At 74.8% G+C, this 17,537-nt stretch carries 11 protein-coding genes and 1 pseudogene; 3 read left to right on the top strand and 9 right to left on the bottom strand.

The genetic code is table 11. The annotated features are described in order from the left end of the window. Positions 1 to 37 precede the first annotated feature (37 nt). The 3 genes from ACZ66Z_RS17865 to pdxR form a co-directional block, all read right to left on the bottom strand. On the bottom strand, positions 38 to 2,896 hold the full coding sequence (locus tag ACZ66Z_RS17865) for a DUF7824 domain-containing protein (RefSeq protein WP_469934920.1): 2,859 nt from the start codon (positions 2,894 to 2,896) through the stop codon (positions 38 to 40). Between the two features lie 313 nt (positions 2,897 to 3,209). Continuing rightward, the gene (locus tag ACZ66Z_RS17870; protein WP_469934922.1) at positions 3,210 to 4,802 is read right to left on the bottom strand and encodes an alkaline phosphatase D family protein; all 1,593 of its coding nucleotides are present in this window, start codon (positions 4,800 to 4,802) and stop codon (positions 3,210 to 3,212) included. Positions 4,803 to 5,057: 255 nt separating this feature from the next. Next, positions 5,058 to 6,467, bottom strand: coding sequence for a MocR-like pyridoxine biosynthesis transcription factor PdxR (gene pdxR, locus ACZ66Z_RS17875; RefSeq protein WP_469934924.1), 1,410 nt, complete (start codon positions 6,465 to 6,467; stop codon positions 5,058 to 5,060). A 144-nt stretch (positions 6,468 to 6,611) separates the two neighbouring features. On the opposite strand from pdxR, the pseudogene ACZ66Z_RS17880 reads away from it, so the two are divergent. Continuing rightward, positions 6,612 to 7,002 (top strand): annotated as a pseudogene (locus ACZ66Z_RS17880) (helix-turn-helix domain-containing protein); the annotation flags it as partial. A 933-nt stretch (positions 7,003 to 7,935) separates the two neighbouring features. Here the strand turns inward: ACZ66Z_RS17880 and ACZ66Z_RS17885 are convergent. Then, entirely contained in the window at positions 7,936 to 8,766 is an 831-nt protein-coding gene (locus ACZ66Z_RS17885; protein ID WP_469934926.1) for an alpha/beta fold hydrolase, read from the bottom strand. 153 nt (positions 8,767 to 8,919) lie between these two features. Here ACZ66Z_RS17885 and ACZ66Z_RS17890 point away from each other — a divergent pair, with 153 nt between their 5' ends. After that, a complete protein-coding gene (locus ACZ66Z_RS17890; protein WP_469934928.1) occupies positions 8,920 to 9,810 on the top strand; it encodes an RNA polymerase sigma-70 factor in 891 nt (296 codons plus the stop codon). A gap of 258 nt (positions 9,811 to 10,068) precedes the next feature. Continuing rightward, on the top strand, positions 10,069 to 10,809 hold the full coding sequence (locus ACZ66Z_RS17895) for a GntR family transcriptional regulator (RefSeq protein ID WP_469934930.1): 741 nt from the start codon (positions 10,069 to 10,071) through the stop codon (positions 10,807 to 10,809). A 184-nt stretch (positions 10,810 to 10,993) separates the two neighbouring features. Here ACZ66Z_RS17895 and ACZ66Z_RS17900 read toward each other — a convergent pair whose 3' ends face one another. The 5 genes from ACZ66Z_RS17900 to ACZ66Z_RS17920 all read right to left on the bottom strand — a co-directional run bounded on the left by ACZ66Z_RS17900 (position 10,994) and on the right by ACZ66Z_RS17920 (position 17,482). After that, positions 10,994 to 13,066 (bottom strand): serine/threonine-protein kinase, encoded by a 2,073-nt coding sequence (locus tag ACZ66Z_RS17900; protein WP_469934932.1) that lies wholly within the window; start codon positions 13,064 to 13,066, stop codon positions 10,994 to 10,996. A gap of 175 nt (positions 13,067 to 13,241) precedes the next feature. Beyond that, positions 13,242 to 14,399: an ROK family transcriptional regulator gene (locus ACZ66Z_RS17905; protein ID WP_469934934.1), complete on the bottom strand. Its 1,158-nt coding sequence runs from the start codon at positions 14,397 to 14,399 to the stop codon at positions 13,242 to 13,244. Positions 14,400 to 14,610: 211 nt separating this feature from the next. After that, positions 14,611 to 15,096, bottom strand: coding sequence for a G/U mismatch-specific DNA glycosylase (mug, locus tag ACZ66Z_RS17910; RefSeq protein ID WP_469934936.1), 486 nt, complete (start codon positions 15,094 to 15,096; stop codon positions 14,611 to 14,613). A 62-nt stretch (positions 15,097 to 15,158) separates the two neighbouring features. After that, positions 15,159 to 16,601: an adenylosuccinate lyase gene (gene purB, locus ACZ66Z_RS17915; RefSeq protein WP_469934938.1), complete on the bottom strand. Its 1,443-nt coding sequence runs from the start codon at positions 16,599 to 16,601 to the stop codon at positions 15,159 to 15,161. A 98-nt stretch (positions 16,602 to 16,699) separates the two neighbouring features. Next, positions 16,700 to 17,482, bottom strand: a complete 783-nt coding sequence (locus ACZ66Z_RS17920; RefSeq protein WP_469934940.1) for an SGNH/GDSL hydrolase family protein — start codon at positions 17,480 to 17,482, stop codon at positions 16,700 to 16,702. Positions 17,483 to 17,537 lie beyond the last annotated feature (55 nt).

The following is a 17,537-nucleotide window of genomic DNA, read 5'->3' on the forward strand; positions in this document are numbered from 1 at the left end:
GCTTTGTGACTGACGGGTTAAGCGCCGATCTGTCGACTTAAAGGTCGATTCGGACCGTTTCTGTCAGAGGCTGATCGGCACCCTGACGGAGTGCGCTCAGCAGCCGTCCGGCCTGCACCACCAGCTGCGAGGAACCCCGTCCCGAGGCGAGCGTTTCGAGCCCGGCGACCTCACCGGCGGCCCCGCACCGCTCCACGCAGTCGGCGGCCACCGCCAGGACCTCCCCGAGCCCCCGCACCGGCCGTGCCGGGGCGAGCACCTCCGGAAGCACCGCCTCGAGCACCGTCCAGACCGTGTGGTACGCACCCGTGACGGCCGCCGTCCGAGCCGCGTCCGCCAGTCGGTTCGGCTTCACCGAACCCTCCGCCACCAGCCACGCCAGCTCCGCGCCGAGCCGCCGGGCGTTCAGCTCGCCCCGCGCCGCCAGGACGAGCACGCCGTCCACCGCGCGCAGCCGGTCGTCCGCGTCCACCTGCCCGAGGCCCAGCGCGAGGGCCAGCAGCACCGCACGGCCGACCGGACCGTCGGCCTCGGCCAGTGCGGTCAGCGGTTCGGCCGCGCCGCGCGAGTCCCCCTCGACGCCGTGCGCGAGGCTCGGCAGGAGACAGGCCGCGAGCAGCTCACGGTCGGCCGGCAGCACCGGCATCCACTGCGCCCCGCCCTCCACCCGGTGACGGCAGCGACGGGGAGCCGCCCCCAGCGCGCCACCGAGCCACTGGAAGGCGGGCGGGAACTCCGCCCCGACCGCCCGGTGCTCGCCGAGATCGACCACGAGCCGGTCGATCAGCCGCCGTCCCTCCGACGTCCCGTCCTCGCCCCGGGGGAGGAACCGCACGGTCGCCCCCACGGCCACCTCCTCGCGCAGCCAGGCGGCGAGCCGCCGGCCGGCCGGGGTGCCGAGCGCCGCCGCCTCCTCGGCCGCCCGCCCGGCCCGCGGACCGGCCCGCAGCACCCGGACCAGGGCCTGGGCGAGATCGACCGGAGCGGGCTCGACGCCGGCGTCCCGGTACTCCCGCAGCCGTTCCACCAGGACCCGCGGGTCGATCGCCCCCGTGCTCCAGGTCGGCGTGGCGAGGAGGAACGGCAGCGCGTCGGTGCCGACCAGGCCGGCGGCCTCCCGCAACCGGGCGTCGAGGACCCCCGACAGGGCCTGGTGGAGACAGGAGTCCGGGCCGGGGCCCCGGGGCCGGCGGAGGTCGACGAACCCCGGGTCCAGCAGCCCCGGCAACCCCGCGAGCACCACGTGGATCCCGCGGGCCTCATGAGTCTCATGGGTCTCATGGGTCTCATGGGCCTCAGGGCTGCAGCAGCGGATCTCCTGCTCCCACCGGGGCCGGGGAAAGGCCTCCCGCACCGCCTCCACCACGGCCGCCCGGTCCCGGTGCGCGTGCCGCACCAGGCCGTCGAGCGCCCGCTCGAACGCCGCGGGCTCCTCCGGGAGTCGCTCCACCACCAGCTGCGCCATCAGCTCCTCGACCGTCGTCGCCGGGGGCGCGAGCCGCTGCGCCTCCGGCGCGGGCGGCAGGATCTCCTCGTAGGGAAGCGCCGTCCCCCGCCCCAGGTCCCTGCCGAACAGCTCCTGCGCGGCCCGTCGGTGCATCGGGCTCAGCAGCCCGGCGGCCTCCGCGAGCTCGCGCCGCACCTCGGCGTCCACGGCCGGCAGATGACGGCCGACCAGTCTGAGGGCCCGCTCCTGCACGCCGGTGTCCTCGTTCCCGAAGGCCTCCGTCACGACGGGCAGCAGTTCCCCGGCCGCGCCCGGCTCCCCGGCCAGCACCTTGCCGACCAGCGCCAACTGGGCCCGCACCAACTTCTTCTCGGTACGGAAGAGCACACCGGTCGACATCTCGGCCAGCGCCCCGACCGGCAGCGAACCCGCCGAGGCGAGCTCCGCCAGGACGTCCTGTGCGTACCCGGCGACGAGCGAGGGGGCGTCGGACGCGATCCCGACCCAGTCCGGGATCCGCTCCCGCAACTCCTCCGCGTCCGGTTCGAGCAGCCGCACCACCTCCAGCGGGAGGCGCAGGTTCCGGGCGGGGCCGCCGTGCAGCAGCCGGGACACGCACACGTCCAGGACCCTGGCCCGGCCCAGGACCCCCTCCTCGACGAGCGTCCGCAGAGCGGCGGGCCAGTACCTCTGCGGCCGGCGGCCGAGGGGACGGGTCAGCCGCTCGGGGGGCTCGGCCATCGCGAGGGCGTGCGCGACCAGGACCGGCGTCTGCGGGTCCTCCCGGAGCCGCTCCACGAGCCGGTCGTCGGTGATGTGCCGGGTCCAGGCGGTGACGTAGCCGTCGGTCGGCGGAACCGTGTACCCGGAGCGGACCACGAGGCCGTGGAGCAGCGTGTAGCTCTCCTCCGCCACCGCCCTGCGCCTGGCCAGACGTCCCGCCAGGTCCGCCGCCCACTCCGGGCCCCGGTCGCCGAGCGCCCGGAGGGCGAGGGCGCCGTCCTCCTCCCGGACCGGCAGGTCGCGCGCGCCGAGCCAGCCCGCGGCCGCCGAGGCCGTCGGGAGACAGCCGGCACCCGCCACGTACAGCGCGCTGCGGATGAGGTTCGGCAGGTGCGGAGGCGTCGCCCGCTTTCCGGCGCGGACCTCCGCGCGCAGCGCCTTGAGCCGGGTGAGCGCGACCTTGCGCGCGGCGGCGTCCAGCGGTTCGAGGAGCCCCGGCACCGCGGCGGCCCGCCCCTCGCACACGGCGGCGAGCAGCTCCTCGACCCCGGTCCCACCTTTCGCGCCGCCCCTGACACCGGCCCCGACCCTGGCCCCGGCGTCGACACCGGGGCCCGCGCCGCCACCCGCGCCGCCACCCGCGTCGACCGCTCCGGCGTCGGCCGCGTGACCCGCCGCGCCGTCCTTCCCGTCGGTCGCCGCCGTGTCAGCCGTCCCGGTCGCCATGCTCTTCCCCGTCCCGCTCCCCATGCCGTCCCCCGTGGTTCTCCCCGTGTCCGGTGCTCCGCGCTCGCGCCGCACCGCCGTCGTCACGCCGCCCCGCCCACGGCCGCCCCCGTCCGCCGTGCCGTCCGGACCGCGAGCACGTGCCGGCACGGGCCCCGCCGTCTCCGGGCCGAGCAGCCGGCCGGAGCCCGTGGGCTCCGGCACGGACGGGCGGAGACGGCGAGCGCCTGTACGAATCGCGTCATGGGTACGACGGTAGGACCCGGCACTGACAATCACCCGGACGGACTTCCGGCAGGGCCCTGACCTGGGGTTACTGTCCGACCCGACCCGGCTGGAGCACCTTGCTGAACAGCACCGTGCCGCCCTCGGCCCGCAGCCGCACGGTCAGCTCCCCGCTGTGGCCGTCGATGTCGACCTCGCCGAAGTACTGCGGGCTCTCCATCGGCGACAGGTTCGCCCGCTCCGGCGCCCGCACGAACACCCGCTCCGGGCCGAAGGTGGCGTCCAGGGCGTTCGCCGGGAAGCCGCCCGCCGCCAGGGGCCCGGACACGAATTCCCAGAAGGGGGCGAAGTCCCGGAAGGCCGCCCGCTCCGGCGCGTAGTGCTGAGCCGAGGTGTGATGGACGTCCGCCGTCAGCCACACCGTGCCGGTGATCCGCCGGTGCTTCACGAACCGCAGCAGCTCCGCGATCTGGAGCTCCCGGCCCAGCGGCGCACCCGGGTCGCCCTGCGCGACCGCCTCGAAGTTCGCCGCGCCGTCCGGGACGACCAGGCCGATCGGCATGTCCGCCGCGAGCACCTTCCACACCGCCCGGGACGCGGCCAGCTCCCGCTTGAGCCAGGCCAGCTGCTCGGCACCGAGGATGCCGGTGGTGTCGTCGGCCTGTCGACCGGGCGAGTTGGCGTTCCGGTACGAGCGCATGTCGAGCACGAACACGTCGAGCAGCGGTCCGTACCGCACCACCCGGTGCACCCGCCGCTCGCGCCCCTCCCCGCGCGCGTGGAGCGTGGAGACGGGGAAGTACTCGCCGAACGCCCGCGAGGCCCGGGCCGCGAGGACGTCCACGTCCTTCTCCGTGTAGCGGGGGTCGTCCAGGATCTGCCCCGGGTACCAGTTGTTCCGCACCTCGTGGTCGTCCCACTGCACCACCGACGGCACCTGCGCGTTGAAGGCCCGGACGTTGTGGTCGAGGAGGTTGTAGCGGAAGTTGCCCCGGTACTCGTCGAGGGTCTCGGCGACCTTCGACTTCTCCGGCGTCGTGACGTTCCGCCAGACCCGCCCGTCCGGCAGGGTCACGCTCGGCTGGACGACCCCGTCGGCGTAGATCGTGTCGCCGCTGCACAGGAAGAAGTCGGGGTCGAGCCGACGCATCTCCTCGTACGCCCGGAAGCCCCCGATGTCCGGGTTGATGCCCCAGCCCTGTCCCGCGACGTCCCCGGACCACAGGAAGCGGACCCCGTCGCGGCGCCGGTCCGGGGCCGTGCGGAAGGTGCCGAGGACCGGCTCGCCCGCCCGGCGCGGGTCGTCCGGGTCGACGAGGGTGACCCGGTAGTGGATCTGCTCGCCCGCCGGCAGGCCGCGCAGCGCGGTCGTCCCGGTGAAGTCCGTACCCGCGCCGACCAGCGGCCCGAGGTGGCGGCGCGCGTGCCGGAAGGACTCGGTCGCCGACGTCTCCACGAGCATCCGCGCCGGCCGGTCCGAGCGCACCCAGACCAGGCCGGAGGAGGACGTGACGTCACCCGCCTGTACGCCCCACTCGGCCCGGGGCCTGCCCGAGAGCGCGAACGCGGGGGCGGCGAGACCGGCGCCGCCGAGGGCGAGCGCCGCCGAGGCGGCCAGCGAGCCGCGCAGGAGGCTGCGCCGGTCGGGAGAGGGGGAAGAGGCGGACGGGGGAAGGGACATGAAAGGGCCTCCGGGGTCGGTCGTTCCGGTCGCGGACGGTGCGACGCGTCCGTGCCTGCCGGCCGGGCGCGCCGCACCATGCCTAACGGCCGGGTGCGGCGGTCACACGAACCGCGCGTGAACAGATCGCCCTCCTGGCGGCTTCGGCTCCCCGGCTCTGGCCCCCGGATCCCGGCTCCCGGTTCCCGGACATCGGATCCGGGGCATTGGATCCCAGATCCCAGATCCCCAACCCCAGATCCAAACCCCTCCACATCACCCCCTCCCGCACGCCTCCGCCACCAGCCTGACCCCGGTGTCGATGGCCGAAGGAGACAGGTGCGCGTAGCCGATGACGAGCCGTACGTCCCCGTCGGTCGGCCGGGCGGTGCCGTACTCCTCCAGGTGCCGCAGTGCCACCCCCGCCCGCGCCGCCCGCGTCCGGAACCGCTCCGGAGGTCCGAACCGTGCCGGTACGCGCGCGATGACGTGGAGTCCGGCGGCGATGCCGCTCGCCCGGGTGCCGGGCAGGTGCGCGGTGAGGGCGGTGAGCAGGGTGTCCCGCCGCTCCCGGTAGGCGCGTTGGCAGCGGCGCAGCTGCCGGTCGTACCCGCCGCGGGTCACGAGCTCCGCGAGGACGGCCTGGTCGAGTACGGGATTGCCGAGGTCCATCGTCCGCTTGCGTTCGACGATCTCGTCGAGCAGCGCCTCCGGGACGAGCATCCAGCCGAGCCGCAGCCCCGGGGCCAGCGACTTGCTGACCGAGCCCGCGTAGACGACCCGCTCGGGGTCGAGGCCCTGGAGCGCGCCGACGGGGGCGCGGTCGTAGCGGAAGTCGCCGTCGTAGTCGTCCTCCAGGACGTATCCGTCCACGGACCGCGCCCAGTCCAGGAGTTCGGCCCGGCGCTCCGCCGACCAGCTGATGCCGGACGGGAACTGGTGCGAGGGCGTCACGACGACCGCCCGCACCCCCGAGTCGGCGAGCGGTCCCGGCCGCAGCCCCTCCTCGTCCAGCGGCAGCCACACCGTCTCCAGGCCGGTCGAGGCGAACAGGCGCCCGTGCTCCGGGCTGCCGGGGTCCTCGATCCCGACCCGGCGCATTCCACGCGCGTGCAGGACGAAGCCGAGGAGGGTCGACGCCTGCGCCACGCCCGAACAGACCACGAGCCGCTCCGGATCGGCCACCACGCCCCGCCGCCGCGCCAGCATCGCGGCCAGCGCCTCGCGCAGCTCGGGGAGCCCGCGCGGATCCGGGTAGCCGAGCGCCGGGTGGGGGAGCCGCGTGAGCACGGACCGCTGAGCCGCCGCCCACGCGCTCCTGGGGAACAGCGACAGGTCGGGGGTCCCCGGGCGGAAGTCCACCCGGACCCCGGGCGCTCCGGCGGCCGGGTCGGGGGCCCCGCGCACGGCCGCTCTGGCCGCGCCGCCCACCCAGGTCCCCGCACCCCGGTCGCTCCGCAAGTACCCCTCGGCCGCGAGCTGTTCGTACGCCTCGGTGACGAGGCCCCGCGAGACGCCGAGGTCGGTCGCGAGCGCACGGGTCGACGGCAGCCGCGTCCCGGCCGCCAGCCGGCCCGAACGCACCGCCTCCCGCAGCGCCTCCTGCAGCGCCCGCCCCCGCCGCCGTGGCGGAGCGCCCACGGCCGGCAGCAGCAGCTCCCAGGCCGCCTGTCCCTGGCTCCTCATGTCGCATGGCCCTTCCCGCCGTCCCCGCCCGGGAGTTCACCGACCCGTCCCGGTCGTGCCCCATGATGCCGAGGCCGGCGGGAGTCGGTGCCGCGCGTCCGGGGAGTGGGAGTCAGCTCCGCACGTCCAGGGAGAGGTGGGCGGACAGCGCCCGTGCCCGACCGGCAGGACCACCCGCTCACCGAGCTGCTGCCCTGGGCGGTCGAACGGCTCGGCGATCCGCTGACCGTGGAGGACCTGGCGCGCCGGGCGCGCATGAGCTCGCGCCACCTGGGCCGCCACTTCCGGGCCGCGACCGGCACCACCCCGCTGCAATGGCTGCTCACCCAGCGGATCCGCCGCGCCCAGGAGCTCCTCGAAGCCACCGACGAGGGCGTCGACGCCCTCGCGGAGGCCACCGGCATGGGCACCGCCACCACGCTCCGCCGCCACTTCAACCGCACCGTCGGCGTGCCCCCGGACACCTACCGCCGCACCTTCCGCTCCCGGACCGGCCCCGCCCCGGACGCGTCGGAAGTGGTCCCCGATGGCGTGACGGAAGTGGACCCCGACCCGGGCCGCCCGGCTCCCTAGCGTCGGAGGCATGAACGCGAACGCCCTGCGCGGGGTCCTCCTGGTGACCCTCGCCTACGCCCTCGTCGGTGCCTCCTTCACCGCCAACAGCCTGCTCGGCGCCTACCCGTACGCGGGCGGGCAGGCCCTCCGCTACGCCGCCACCTGTCTGCTGCTCCTCCCGCTGCTGGGCCGCGGCGGGATCGCCCCGCTGCGCCTCCTGACCGCCCGTCACCGGGTCCGGCTCGCCGTCCTCGCGGCCGTCGGCATGGTCGGCTTCAACCTCGCGGTCCTGGCCGCCGAGCGGACCGCCGAGCCCGCCGTCCCCGGCGTCCTGGTCGGCTGCGCCCCCGTCGTCGTCGCCGTCCTGGTCCCGTTCACCGAGGGCCGCAGGCCCGCCCCCGTCGTGCTGTACGGGGCGTTGCTCGTCGCCGCGGGCGCCTTCACCGTGCAGGGCTGGGGCCGGACGGACCTGGTCGGGATCGGCTGGTCCGTGGCGGCGCTCGCGGGTGAGGTGGGGTTCACCGTGCTGGCCGTCCCGGTGCTGAGGCTGCTCGGGCCGAAGCTGCTGACGGCCGCCGTGTGCGGGGTCGGCGCGGTCGAGGCGGCGCTCGTCGGCCTGGTCGTGGACGGCGCCGGATTCGTACGGGTGCCGACGGCGGTGGAGGCGGGGGCCCTGGTCTGGCAGGCGGTCCTCGCCACGGTCGTCGGGTTCGTCCTCTTCTACATGGGCGTCCAGCGCGTCGGCATGGAGAGGGCCACTCTCTGTACCGGGGCCATCCCGATCGCCGCGGCTCTGAGCGCCGTCCTGGTCGGAGGCGCCGCCTTCGGCCTTCCCCAGGCGGTCGGCAGCCTCCTCGTCGGTGCCGGGGCCGCCCTGGGCACGGGGCTGTTCACCCGGTCGCCCGGCCCGGTCTCAGCGGCTGCCGTCCAGGATCACGCGCGCGACCAGGGCGGGGTCGTCGTTCATCGGCACGTGGCCGCAGCCGGGCAGCCGGACCAGGCGCGCGCCGGGCAGGGCGTGCTTGGCGCGGACGCCCTGTCGGCGCAGCAGCAGCCGGTCGCGGGTGCCCCAGGCGACGGTGACGGGTACCGACGGGACGTCGTCGCGGAAGAGGGCGGTCCGGCCCGCCGCCAAGGTCTGGTGGAAGCCGGTGGCCTGCCGCAGCGCGAGCGTCTCGGAGACCACGGCCGCGGGTGACCGGCGGCCGGGCCGGGCGTAGATCGTGCTGGTGAGCGCGGTGCGCCCGGCGGCCGTGCGCGAGAGGCGCTCGATCACCGGCACGGGCAGCGACAGGGCGGCGCCGCGCATGGCCCGCAGCGTCCCGAAGGCGTACCGCCGCTCGGCCTCCGACCAGAAGCCGGCGGGGGAGAGGGCGGTGACCGAGCGCACCAGCCCTTCCCGGCCGAGCTCCAGGGCGAGCAGTCCGCCCAGCGAGTTCCCCGCCACGTGCGGCCGCTCGAAGCCGACGGCCCCGCAGAAGGAGCCGAGCACGGGGGCGACGGTGGACAGGCCGTACGGGACCCCCTCCGGCAGCCCGTCGGAGGCGCCGAACCCGGGCAGGTCGACGGCGATCACCTCGCGTTCGGCGGCGAGGACGTCGAGGACGGGCTCCCAGGCCTGCCAGTGGTGCCCGATGCCGTGGAGCAGCAGCAGGGGCTCGCCCGCGCCCCGCCGCTCGTACGCCAGGGAGGTGCTGCGGGGACCCGCCGGGGTCTCGATCGTGAACGCGATCCGTGCGGGCATGCGGGCTCCTCGCTCCCTGGGGGGCCACCTCGTGAGCACGGCGGTCGCCGCCCCTTGGACGTATCGTCAGTAAGGATTACCGCTCGGTAGCCCGGAGTTCAAGACGGGAGCCGGAAACTGGACAGTGCCGGAGGCGTGGGCTGGGATGGGCCCGTGCCCACCGACACCGACACCCTCACCGAACTCTTCGAGGAGCACCGGCCGATGCTCCTCGGCGTCGCCTACCGGATGCTCGGCCGCACCGCCGACGCCGAGGACGTCGTCCAGGAGGCATGGCTGCGCTGGACCGCTGCGGACCGGGCCGCCGTCCGCGAGCCGCGCGCCTTCCTCGTGCGGATCACCACGCGACTCGCCATCGACCGGCTCCGCCGGGCGCAGGCACGCCGCGAGTCCTACGTCGGCCCCTGGCTCCCCGAACCCCTCGTCACCGACTTCGGCCCCGCCGCCCCCGACACCGCCGAGCGCGCCCTGCTCGCCGACTCCGTCTCGCTCGCGGTCCTCGTGGTGCTCGAATCCCTCTCCCCGCCGGAACGGGCGGTCTTCGTGCTCCGCGAGGCCTTCGGCTTCCCCTTCGGGGAGATCGCCACAGCCCTCGACCGCTCCGAGGCGGCCGTGCGCCAGCTCGCCGGGCGCGCCCGGCGCCACGTCGACGAGGGCAGGCCGCGCTACGACGTCGACCCGGCCGAACGCCGTGACCTCACCGAGCGCTTCCTCGCCGCCGCGGCCGGCGGCGACCTCGCCGAGCTCCTCGCGCTCCTCGCCCCGGACGTCCGCCTCGTCGGCGACAGCGGCGGCAAGTCCAAGGCGCCGCTGCGGATCATCGAGAGCGCCGACAAGGTCGGCCGCTTCCTCGCGGCCGTCGCCCGCGACCCGTGGGCCGGGTACGAGGTGCGCTTCCCGGAGCTCAACGGCGCCCCGGCCGTCCTCGTCCTCGCCGACGGAAAGCCCGAGACCGTCTTCCAGATCGAGGTGCGCGACGGACTGGTCCAGTGCGTCCACGTCATCCGCAACCCCGACAAGCTCCAGGGCCTCGCCGACGCCTGACGGCGATCGCACCGATCGTCCGGACCTCGCCCCGCTTCCCCCCCCGGAGGTGGGGCTTTTTGCTGCGCGGGGCTCACGAGGGCGCGAACGTCCTGTGAACGATCCAGGTCAGAGGGTCACATTCAGGGACGTTCGACGGAGCATTGGTCTTGACCAAGGTGGTGGCTCGCCTTATGGTCGCAGAGTTAGTGCAGGAACCTTTAATAAACAAGGGCGCGGAAAAACGCCGCGGGACACGGCGAATTGCGGAGGATCAGGGTGGGGACCACGCAGCTGACATCGGTACCGGAGCCGAAGTACCAGCACCTCAAGACAGTGATCGGGGAAGCGCTCGACTCGGACTTCGCGGTCGGGGAGATCCTGCCCAACGAGCGCGAGCTCGCGGCACGCTTCGGCGTCGCCCGTGCCACGCTCCGCCAGGCCCTGGAGCAGCTGGAGCTGGAGGGGCGCCTGCAGCGCCGCCGCGGCGTCGGCACCACCGTCGCCCCGCCGCGCGTCGGCGTCGACGTCTCCACCACCCAGCACGCCTGGCCCGGTGTCGGCGACGACGCCTGGGAGCCCCAGGACTCCGCCGCCGACGTGGCCCCGGCCGCCGTCGCGCGCGTCCTGGAGACCGGCGCCGACGAGCAGGTGCACATCGTCCGCCGCCTCCGCATCAGCCAGGGGCAGCCGGTCGCGGCCGAGCTGCTCTACGTGCCGGCCGGTTCCGTTCCGGGCCTCAGCGCCATCGACGCGCCCGCCGGCCCCGCCCGCGCCCGCGCGGTGCTCCGGGAGCTCCAGCACCTCGCCCTCGACGGCCAGGACCGCGCCGTGGAGCTCGGCTCCGCCCGCGCCGAGGACGCCAAGGAGCTCGACCGGCTGCCCGGCGCGCCCGTCCTCGTCGTGACGACCCGCTACCTCTCGGGCGGCCGGACCGCCGCCGTCTCGGTGGCCACCTACCGCGCCGACACCTGCCGCCTCACCTTCGGCGACTCGACCGACCTGGTCATGGCCTCGTAGAAGGCGGTACCCCGCCGCCGACAGGCCCGGCCCGGCCGGTGACGCGGGCCGGCGCGTAGCCGCCCCCCCTCCCGACGCGCAGGGGGCGCGGCTCGGGCCTGGTCTTCGGCCCGGCAGCCCGGGCCCGCCCCCGCGTTCCCCGCTCGGGCGGCCCCGGACCTGGCCGGACCGCACATCGCGTGCATCACGAAACGGCCCGGGCTCCCGCGGGGGTCAGCTGTCCCACCCAGTGCCCGGCCTCGAAGAGGGGTGTGTCGGCGCCGCCGACGGGCTCGTGGGACAGCTTCCGTCTTCCCTTGTCGCCGCTCTCCCAGAGGGACAACGAGGGGGCGCTCTCGGCGCAGCCCGACGGCTGCTTTCCGTCGGCGAGCTCCGCGGGTGCGGTGCGGAGCCGGGCCGACTCCCGGGAGAACACCTGCGCCTCGTACACGCACTTCTCCCCCATCACGCTGATGGACACGAGCCGGATGTCGCGCTTCGTCGCCCCCTCGCCGATCCTCACCTCGAAGCGGTAGGTGCCGTCCTGCCCCCGTCCGCCCCACGAGCCCCGATAGCTCTCCGGCAGCGGGCCCTCGGCGGGCGACGCCTTCATGAAGCTGTCGGGTTCGTAGGAGGTCTTCCCGTCGTTGCCGTGGTCGTAGTAGCCCGGGTCGTCCTCCCACTGGTACGTCCCGTTCCAGGAGGCTACGAACGCCCCGGTACCGTCCGGGGTCGAGGAGCCGTAGTCCTCGGTGTTGTCCTCGCAGCGATCCGCCTCGGACTTGGGGCTGACGCTCTTCAACCGACTCGAACCGAGTCTGATCGCGTCGCTTCTGGATTCGGTGACGGTGCTCTCCCAGACGCACAGCCGGTCCCTGCTCAGCAGGGCGTACTCGGCGGCGCCCTTCGCGTCGATGGAGAGGCGTGCGGTCAGCCCCTCTATGCGGAGGCCGTTCCCGTCCTTCAGGTAGGGAGCCGTCTCCCAGTCCCCCTGCAACTCCTTCGGAACGCTCGGCGACGGCGATTCCCCCGTCCCGAGCAGGCCGCCCTGCCACGGGCGGAGCGCGAGCAGTCCGCCGACGGTGACGAGCACCACGACGGCCGCCACCCCCGCCAGGACGCCCGGGCGACGCGGCCGGTCCGGGGCCTGCGCCGGACCCGAGGAGCCCGCCGGTCCGTCGTGTCCCGCTCCCACCGTGGGCGCGTACGCGAGCGCGTCCTGCGGAGACGCTTCGGGCGCTTGGAGGGACCGAGGGGATGCGGACGCCTGCACGGGCCGGGGCGCGGCGGGCGCTTGCACGGGTCGGGGCGCGGGCTCGGGCCGGGCGGGCGCCGGGGGAGTGGGGCCCTGGCCCGGCACGAGGGCCGTGGCCGGGCGCAGCGGGTCGAAGTCCAGCAACTGCGCGGCGTGGCGCCCCAGTCGACCGAGCAACGCGCCGGGCAGCCATTCGTCGGCGCCTTCCGTGGCGGTGCGGGCGGCGACCTCTTCCGGCGTGGGGCGGCGTGCCGGGTCCTTCCGCAGGCATTCCCGCACGAGTCCGAGGAGCGCCTCCGGCAGCCCCTCCAGGTCCGGCTCCTCCTCGGCGACCCGGAACAGCTGGGCGTGCAGACCGTTGCCGGTCGCCCCGAAGGGCTGGCGCCCCGTGGCGGCGTAGGCGAGGACCGAACCCAGGCAGAACACGTCGGAGGCGGCGGTGACCCGGAGCCCGCGCACCTGCTCCGGCGACATGAAGCCCGGCGAGCCGATCACCATGCCCGTGCGGGTCTGCAGGCTGTCCCCGCCGATGCTGTCCAGCGCCCGGGCGATACCGAAGTCGATGACCCGGGGCCCGTCCACGGTGACCAGGACGTTGGACGGCTTGAGGTCGCGGTGGACGAGGCCCGCCTCGTGGACGGCCCGCAGGGCGAGCGCGAGCCGGTTGGCCAGGACCCGCACCGACTGCTCGGGCAGCGGTCCGTACTGCTCGGCCACGACGGCGTGCAGATCGGGTCCGGGAACGTACTGCGTCGCGACCCAGGGCGTCTCCGCGTCCGTGTCCGCGTCGAGCACGGCTGCGGTCCAGCCCCCGCCGACCCGCTTCGCCGCGGTGACCTCGCGTGCGAACCGCGAGCGGAATTCGGCGTGTCGGGCGAACTCGGTCCGTACGACCTTGACCGCGACGGTGCGCCCGCCTTCGGAGCGGGCGAGGTAGACGCGGCCCATGCCGCCGGCGCCCAAGCGGGCGATGAGGCGGTAGGGGCCTATGCGCGATGGGTCTTCGGCGGTCAACTGGTCCACGAGGAAGGAGGGTAGCCCAACGGCCCGTCAGGAACGGGCGCGGACGGCCCCGTCCGCGCCCGGACACGGCCCTCGCCGACGAGGCGCGCTCTCGTGCGCGATCCGCGAGCACCCGCGCCCACGGGGCATGCGCACCCGGCCCGCACGGACACGCCGCACCGACCCGAACGGCTCCCTAGCGGCGGGCCGTCACCGTGCCCTCGACGGCGAAGAGCTGCTCCTCGACGTGGTCGAGGGCGAGCCGCAGGGCGCCCGTGCCCACCGCCGCCTCGCCCAGGAGGGACAGCACCACCCGGGGCGGGCGCAGACAGAACCGCGCCAGCTCCTCGCGGAGCGGCTGGAGGACCCCGTCGAGGCCGGCCGCCCAGCCGCCGACGACCACCAGCTCGGGATCGATGGCGAGGACCAGGGCCGCCACGTCGTGCACGAGCCGCTGGATGAAGCGGTCCACCGCCGCCTCGGCGCGCGCGTCGCCCTTGCGGGCCAGTGCGAAGACCTCGGCGACCGCCTGCTCGTCCAGCGGGTGCAGCGGCTCGTCCGTGGTGGAGAGGAGGTGCTCGGGGGTGACGCCCTGGCCGAGCAGGTGCAGGGCGCCGATCTCCCCGGCCGCCCCGCCGAAGCCCCGGTGCAGCCGGCCGCCGATCAGCGAGCCGGCGCCGGGGCTGAGGCCGGCGAGGACGAAGACGATGTCGTCGGAGTCGGTCGCGGCACCCTTCCAGTGCTCGGCGACGGCCGCCGCGTTGGCGTCGTTCTCCACGATCACCGGGCAGCGGAAGGAGCGCCGCAGCCGTTCGCCGAGCGCGAGGCCCGTCCAGCCGGGCAGCGCCGTGCCGAGCCGCACGGTGCCGTCGGCCTCCACGATGCCGGGCGTGCCGACGCCGACGGCCCGCAGGTTGGACCGGGCGACCCCGGCCCTGCGCAGCACGTCGGCGACGACCGTGCGCACCCGGTCCAGGCGCTCGTCCTCGGACGCCGTCTCCGACACCTCGCGGGACCCGGCGCCGATGATGCGGCCGTCCAGACCGGAGAGCAGGGCGGCCACGCGGTGCGGGCCGATCTCGATGCCGAGCAGATGACCGGCCTCCGCGCGGAAGCGGAACCTCCGTGCCGGGCGTCCCTGTCGTCGGGCCTCGCCCTCCTCGGGCGCCGACTCGACGACGAGACCGCCCTCCATGAGGCCCTCGACGACCCCCTCGACCGTGGGCCGCGACAGGCCCGTGATCCGGGTCAGATCCGTGAGCGTGGGCGCGTCGGCGCCGCGCAGCGCATGGAGCACCACCGCGGAGTTGATCCGCCGCAGCAGAGACGGATCCCCGCCGGTCAGCCGCCCCACAGTGTGTCCTCCCCGCTCGTGCGCCTCTCCGGCGGATGGTACTCAATGGGTCCGGTCGCGGCGAGAGCCGCCCCCGCGACGGACCCGGGCGCACCGCGCCCCGCACCTGACGGAACACCGGCCGCCGTACGGGACGGAGCGGGACACCCGCCCCGCTCACCGCCCGCCGGGAACGCCGGAGGAGCCGGGGCCGCGGTCCGTCCCGGAACCGTCAGCCGGCCGCCTCCCGCAGCCGGGCGAACTCCTCGGCCATCGTCTCCGCCGTCCAGTGGGCGTTGAGACCGCTCGGGTTGGGCAGCGCCCAGACACGGGTGGACCCGATCGTGCGGTCCTGCGGTCCGATCACCGCCTTCGGCTCCCCGAAGGCCGTGCGGTACGCGGTGACGCCGACGACCGCGAGCCAGCGCGGCTCGAGCCGTTCGACCTTCTCCACGAGCAGTCGGCCGCCCTCGTGGTACTCCTCGGGGCTCAGCTCGTCGGCCCGCGCGGTCGCCCGCGCCACCACGTTCGTGATCCCGAGCCCGTACGTCAGGAGTTCCTCCTGCTCGTCCGGCCGCAGTCGCCGCGGAGTGAACCCGGAGAGGTGCAGCACCGGCCAGAAGCGGTTTCCCGGGCGGGCGAAGTGGTGGCCCGTCGCCGCCGACATGAGACCCGGGTTGATCCCGCAGAAAAGCACGGAGAGGCCGCTCGCGACCACGTCGGGAAGGACGCGGTCGCGAGCGGCCTCCAGCTCCTGCTGGGTGAACCGGGGGGCCCGGGTCAGAGGATCGCCCCGGGGGTGTAGGCGGCGGCCTCCGGGTGCTGCTTGAGGACGTCCTCGATGCGGGAGACCACGGACGCGACCTGGTCGGCGGCGGCGCCCGTGAAGGACAGCTTGTCCGCCATCAGCTCGTCGAGCTGCGCCCGGTCCAGCGGGATCCGCTCGTCGGCGGCCAGCTTGTCGAGGAGCTCGTTGCGCTCGGCGCCCTGCTCGCGCATGGCGAGGGCGGAGGCGACGGCGTTCTCCTTGATGGCCTCGTGGGCGACCTCGCGGCCCACGCCGGCGCGGACGGCGCCCATGAGGACCTTGGTGGTCGCCAGGAAGGGCAGGTAGCGGTCGAGCTCGCGGGCGACGACGGCCGGGAAGGCGCCGAACTCGTCGAGCACGGTGAGGAAGGTCTCCAGGAGGCCGTCGAGCGCGAAGAAGGCGTCCGGCAGCGCGACCCGGCGGACCACGGAGCAGGACACGTCGCCCTCGTTCCACTGGTCGCCCGCCAGCTCACCGGTCATCGACGCGTAGCCGCGCAGGATGACCATGAGGCCGTTGACGCGCTCGCAGGAGCGGGTGTTCATCTTGTGCGGCATCGCCGAGGAGCCGACCTGGCCGGGCTTGAAGCCCTCGGTGACCAGCTCGTGGCCCGCCATCAGGCGGATCGTCTTGGCGATCGAGGACGGGGCGGCGGCCAGCTGTACCAGCGAGGTGACCACGTCGTAGTCGAGCGAGCGCGGGTAGACCTGGCCGACCGAGGTGAAGGCGTGCGCGAAGCCGAGGTGACCGGCGATCCGCTGCTCCAGCTCCGCCAGCTTGCCGGCGTCGCCGCCGAGCAGGTCCAGCATGTCCTGCGCGGTGCCGACCGGGCCCTTGATGCCGCGCAGCGGGTAGCGGCCGAGCAGCTCCTCCAGGCGGGCGTACGCGACGAGCAGCTCGTCCGCCGCCGTCGCGAAACGCTTGCCGAGGGTGGTCGCCTGGGCGGCGACGTTGTGCGAGCGGCCGGCCATGACCAGCTCCGCGTACTCGGCGGAGAGCTTGCCCAGGCGGGCGAGGACGGCGACCGTGCGGTCCCGCATCAGCTCCAGGGAGAGCCGGACCTGCAGCTGCTCGACGTTCTCGGTGAGGTCGCGCGAGGTCATGCCCTTGTGGACGTGCTCGTGACCGGCGAGGGCGTTGAACTCCTCGATCCGGGCCTTCACGTCGTGCCGGGTGACCTTCTCGCGCTCGGCGATGGAACCGAGGTCGACCTGGTCGAGGACGCGCTCGTAATCGGCGAGGGCGGCATCCGGAACCTCGATCCCGAGGTCCTTCTGCGCACGCAGCACGGCGAGCCACAGCTGACGCTCCAGCTTCACCTTCTGCTCGGGGGACCAGAGGACGGCGAGCTCCGCGGAGGCGTAGCGGCCGGCCAGAACGTTGGGGATGCGGGGCTTCGCAGTCACAGCAGTCACGTGGACAGAGTTTACTGGTGGTTTCTGCAGGCCAGCGCCACGGTCCGGTGTGGAGCTTGCTACGAGACGCAGGTCACGCGCGCGCGTGGGCGCCCACGCTACGCGCCGGCCGGGGGCTCGTACGGCAGCAGCTCGGGACGCTTGGGCGCCCGGCCGTCCCCCGAGGAGCGGCCGGTCAGACGCCGTCCGATCCAGGGGCCGAGGTGCTCCCTGGCGAAGCGGGCGTCCGCGATCCGGCGGTTCGCCCAGCCGGGCCGTGCGGACGGGGGCAGCGGCGTGCGCCAGTCCTCCTCGGGCGCCAGGCCGAGCGCCTGCCACACGGCCTCGGCGACCCGCCGGTGCCCGTCGGCCGTCAGGTGCAGCCGGTCCACGTCCCACAGGCGGGGGTCGCCGAGCGACGGGGCGCCGTACAGGTCGACGACCAGGGCGCCGTGCGCGGCGGCGAGCGCGTCGACGTGGGCGAACAGCTCCTCCATCCGGGGGCGGAAGCGCTCCATGACCGGGCCGTTGCGGCCGGGGCTGCGCATGAGGACCAGCTGCCCGCAGGAGGGTGTGAGGCGTTCCACTGCCTCGGTGAGCAGGTCCCGCACCCGGACCATGTCGACCTTGGGGCGCAGGGTGTCGTTGAGCCCGCCGACCAGGGTCACCACATCGGCCTTCATGCTTGCGGCCAGGCCGACTTGCTCGTCGACGATCTGGCCGATGAGCTTGCCGCGCACGGCGAGATTCGCGTAGCGGAAGCCGGGGGAGCGGTCGGCGAGACGGCCCGCGAGGACGTCGGCCCAGCCCCGGTAGGAGCCGTCGGGGCTCAGGTCCGACATACCCTCGGTGAAGCTGTCCCCGACGGCGACGAGACTGTTGTACGTGGCATTGATCTCCATGGCGGAGTGATCATACCGCGCGGTATGCGCGGGACGCCGAGGAGAACCCGGGAGG

The sequence above is a fragment of the Streptomyces sp. NPDC107498 genome, from assembly GCF_055582805.1.